General features: G+C 55.3%; 5 protein-coding genes. 4 read left to right on the forward strand and 1 reads right to left on the reverse strand.

Translation table 11 applies throughout. From position 1 onward, the window contains the following. From pgk to fba, 4 genes are all read left to right on the forward strand, one after another. Positions 1 to 622 (forward strand): phosphoglycerate kinase (pgk, locus tag DBR24_RS11805; RefSeq protein WP_128614834.1); only part of this gene is annotated, 622 nt, incomplete at its 5' end. Between the two features lie 34 nt (positions 623 to 656). Beyond that, complete coding sequence (locus DBR24_RS11810; protein ID WP_025109191.1) at positions 657 to 878, forward strand: hypothetical protein; 222 nt, start codon at positions 657 to 659, stop codon at positions 876 to 878. Positions 879 to 935: 57 nt separating this feature from the next. Continuing rightward, positions 936 to 1,268, forward strand: a complete 333-nt coding sequence (locus DBR24_RS11815) for an MliC family protein (RefSeq protein WP_128614835.1) — start codon at positions 936 to 938, stop codon at positions 1,266 to 1,268. A 272-nt stretch (positions 1,269 to 1,540) separates the two neighbouring features. Beyond that, positions 1,541 to 2,605: a class II fructose-bisphosphate aldolase gene (gene fba / locus DBR24_RS11820; RefSeq protein ID WP_007913760.1), complete on the forward strand. Its 1,065-nt coding sequence runs from the start codon at positions 1,541 to 1,543 to the stop codon at positions 2,603 to 2,605. 98 nt (positions 2,606 to 2,703) lie between these two features. Here the strand turns inward: fba and DBR24_RS11825 are convergent, their stop codons facing one another. Further along, positions 2,704 to 3,015 carry a hypothetical protein gene (locus tag DBR24_RS11825; RefSeq protein WP_128614836.1) on the reverse strand — a complete coding sequence of 104 codons (312 nt, stop codon included), beginning with the start codon at positions 3,013 to 3,015 and terminating at the stop codon, positions 2,704 to 2,706. Between the last annotated feature and the right edge of the window lie 1,421 nt (positions 3,016 to 4,436).

Below are 4,436 nucleotides of genomic sequence, written 5' to 3' on the forward strand. Positions count from 1 at the left end.
GGCCAAGCCGATGGCGGCCATCGTTGCCGGCTCCAAGGTCTCGACCAAACTCGACGTACTCAACAGCCTGAGCCAGATCTGCGATCAACTGATCGTTGGCGGCGGCATCGCCAACACTTTCCTCGCAGCGGCCGGTCACCCGGTCGGCAAGTCGCTGTACGAACCGGATCTGCTCGACACCGCGCGCGCCATAGCTGCCAAAGTCAGCGTGCCACTCCCGGTTGACGTAGTAGTTGCCAAAGAATTCGCGGAAAGCGCCGAAGCGACCGTGAAGCTGATCGCTGACGTCGCGGCTGACGACATGATCCTGGACATCGGCCCGCAAACCGCAGCCAATTTCGCCGAACTGCTGAAATCGTCGAAAACCATCCTGTGGAACGGCCCGGTCGGCGTGTTCGAATTCGACCAGTTCGGCAACGGCACCAAAGTGCTGGCCCAGGCCATCGCTGAAAGCTCGGCATTCTCCATCGCGGGCGGTGGCGACACTCTGGCGGCGATTGATAAATATGGCGTGGCTGAGCAAATCTCCTACATTTCCACCGGGGGTGGCGCGTTCCTCGAATTCGTCGAAGGCAAGGTGCTGCCGGCCGTTGAAGTCCTGGAAAGCCGGGCCAAGGCCTGAGGCCGCCCGTTTGGCCAGGCAAAGGAGTGTTTTCATGGTCAAGTCGTTAGCGCTGTTGTTGCTGACCGGTACGCTGGCGGCCTGCGGGAGTAACCCGAAGGCCGAGGCGACGCCTGCGCCGGGTGCGGCGCAGAAAGGCTGCTATCAGGCCGACTGGCAGGCCGAAACCAACCCGGTGCTGAACAAGCGCTCGGGGCCGGACGGTCTGGACAAATACGAGACGCAAACCCCGGCCAAGGAACATGGTTGTCCTTGACCGGTCTGACTCTATAACTCAGGGCTGGCGGCGTGCGCCTTCAGTCGAGGAACACGGATGAAAGGCTTGATCGCCATTGCGGCGTTGGCATTGTTGGGCGGTTGCGCGCAGATGAACCTGTTCCAGCCCTCCGCCCCGGCGGATAACTGGAGCACCTGGACCTGCGACAGCCAGGCCAAAGTGCTCTGGCGCTACGCCGATGCCGGCCAGAAGGAAGTCGACGTTCGACTCGGCGGCGGTGATCAGGTCTATCGCCTGAAAGAAGAGCCGGGCGCCTCGGGTACGCTGTACAGCGACGGCATGCTGGCGTTTCACCTCAAGGGTGACGAAGGCCTGGTGTACTGGGTCGCCACCAATGACCTGATCGGCCGCGGCTGCAAGGCGCAGTAATTGACACAACACAGATCCAATGTGGAAACCGATCCAACTGTGGGAGCGAGCTTGCTCGCGAAAGCGGTGGATCAGCTTGCATCAATGTTGAATGCCAAGCCGCATTCGCGAGCAAGCTCGCTCCCACAGGTGTTCTGTGTCGTTCAGAAGATTTTGGTAACACCGAATCACCAGACCGGGCCTCGACCCCCGATCTGCAATCACTTGAATAGCCGCCGCCGCTCCGGCAGGCTGGCACGATTAACGACCCTCAACCGGGAGAGAGACACACAATGGCACTTATCAGCATGCGCCAGATGTTGGACCACGCAGCCGAGTTCGGCTACGGCGTTCCAGCCTTCAACGTCAACAACCTTGAGCAGATGCGCGCCATCATGGAAGCCGCTGACAAGACTGACTCCCCGGTGATCGTCCAGGCTTCGGCCGGCGCCCGCAAATACGCTGGTGCACCGTTCCTGCGTCACCTGATCCTGGCCGCGATCGAAGAATTCCCGCATATCCCGGTGTGCATGCACCAGGACCACGGCACCAGCCCTGACGTCTGCCAGCGCTCCATTCAACTGGGCTTCAGCTCGGTGATGATGGACGGCTCGCTGGGCGAAGACGGCAAGACCCCGACCGACTACGACTACAACGTCCGCGTTACCCAACAAACCGTGGCCATGGCTCACGCCTGCGGCGTTTCGGTAGAAGGCGAGCTGGGCTGCCTGGGTTCGCTGGAAACCGGCATGGCCGGTGAAGAAGACGGCATCGGCGCCGAAGGTGTTCTGGATCACAGCCAAATGCTGACCGATCCGGAAGAAGCCGCTGATTTCGTAAAACGCACTCAGGTCGATGCCCTGGCCATTGCCATCGGCACCAGCCACGGCGCCTACAAGTTCACCAAGCCACCTACCGGTGACGTGCTGGCGATCGACCGCATCAAGGAAATCCACAAGCGCATCCCGAACACCCACCTGGTGATGCACGGTTCCTCGTCCGTGCCACAAGAGTGGCTGGCGATCATCAACCAGTACGGCGGCGACATCAAAGAAACCTACGGCGTACCGGTTGAAGAAATCGTCGAAGGCATCAAGTACGGCGTGCGCAAGGTCAACATCGACACCGACCTGCGCCTGGCGTCCACCGGTGCGATGCGTCGCCTGATGGCCACCAACCCGAGCGAATTCGACCCACGTAAGTTCTTCGGCGCCACCGTGACCGCAATGCGTGACGTGTGTATCGCTCGTTATGAAGCGTTCGGCACTGCCGGTAATGCTTCGAAGATCAAACCGATCTCGCTGGAAGCGATGTACCAGCGTTATCTGAAGGGTGAGTTGAACGCCAAGGTCAACTAAGCCTGTGCGTTAGACTGGTTTAAAAGAAACCCGCCGTGAGGCGGGTTTTTTTTGTTTTTTAGAGGTGATTGATTTCCCCTTTGAAGTTGCAGGAAGCCTTAAGTTCGCCCAAGCCCAAAACCTTGATAAGTCCAGACGCCGTTGGGGCCTGCATAGTTACGGCCTCCAGTTAAGGTGTTGAAATCTGAAGTGTTAAATGTCCAACTTTCCGCGTTTTCTCCAATTGTCCCTGTCAGCATAACCGTTGTGGAGGTTGCGCCAATGGTTTGATGTCCTGTCAGTGTGCCCGTGGGGCCGCTAACACTGGCGGTTGCTGTTACTGCTCCACCGATGTCATCACTGTAAGTGACATACAGATAAATGTTGGATCCGCCATAGGCGCCATAGAAGTTACCAACGAGCTTGCCCATTATAAAAATCCTTTTCGTGCGGTTAATAGTGGATGGTGGGAAGTGTTTTGTCGCTTTGCCTGTTTTTGCTAGTTGCGGAGTTGAAGTTAAACGGTGTCTTGTACTTCGTCACCTGTCAGAGTTGACAGGTTTTAATGTTGTTTCGCGATAAGCAATGGTTTTTATATGGGCGTAATTAGAGCTACCTTGGAGTCACATATGTAAAATCCGCCGGCCAGGCGCGCGGTCCTTTCAAATCGACCGGAATTGACACCGTATCGCTACTAAAGGCGGGAGTTGAATTCTATATTCCATAGAGCGGATCGTGCGGTGGCTAATTCGAATTCGATATTGATACCTGTCAGGTTTGACAGTGGTCGTTTTTATTGTTTGCGCACAGGCTTGGGGTTCAACTTGGTAATGGAGGACTGACTCATGAGCAAGAAGGATTTACCACCGAAAGAGAAAGGTCCGGCACCCGTAACGATTCCGCCGGAACCAGCGTCATCGACAGAGGTAATCAAAAACTCGAGGGGACCGGCGCCCTATACGCTTCCCAAGCAACCGGAGTGAAAGCAAGGACCGAAAACCTGCAGCCATGCGTAATGCTGTTTATTTAAATATTTGAACTCACGCTGGGCTTTCTGGAAATCCGGTGCCGGACCTGTGGCATCGGATTTTTTTTGTCCGCTCAGCAGGTCTCGACCTCGGCGAACGTTAAACTTCTGCGACGTGAAAGCGTTCATCTACCCATGAACGAAGGTTTAAGTTTTTTAATATGTACTAAGGCTGAGGCTGGTTATTCGAATTTGATTTGTTAAACCTGTTACTTCTGACAGTGGTCAATGCTGAAAAGCTACGTGATTATATGAACTCATTCACGAGAGGATTTCGAAATGACAAATAATCACGAAATGGGTATGGATGTGCCGCTGGGTAACGTGCCAATGGATACCTCCCCCTCCCGGTCTGAGAGTAAGGACTCAGGAAAAATCCCAATGACAGCGCCGGTGTTGGACACGAAATTCAACAAATGGAACCACCCACCTGCAAATAGTTGCACCTGTGGGTGTGGGGGTGGCTGGAGCACCTCGCCAGACAGTCTTATTAAATAAAAAATGAACAGCGCTTATGGACCTTCCATTTTGTTACTGGCTTTTCCATAAAGAAACCCGCCTTGTGGCGGGTTTCTCTTTAAGTGTCTGAAATAAAACATTGTTCTATGGATAGAGGAATTGGCGGCGAATCACGGTGCCAAGTATTAATCATTTGTCGAGCAGTGATCGCTGGCACGATTACCGGTACTGCCGCTCAGGCTTCGAAGTTCAAGCCGATCTTGCTGGAAGCGATGTACCAGCATTATCTGAAGGGTGAGTTGTACGCCAAGGTTAACTGAGCCTGAGCGTTAACCCGCCGGTTCAGGAAACCCGCCCAGAGGCGGG

This window comes from Pseudomonas sp. HMWF006 (assembly GCF_003061205.1).
Lineage (GTDB): Bacteria > Pseudomonadota > Gammaproteobacteria > Pseudomonadales > Pseudomonadaceae > Aquipseudomonas > Aquipseudomonas monsensis.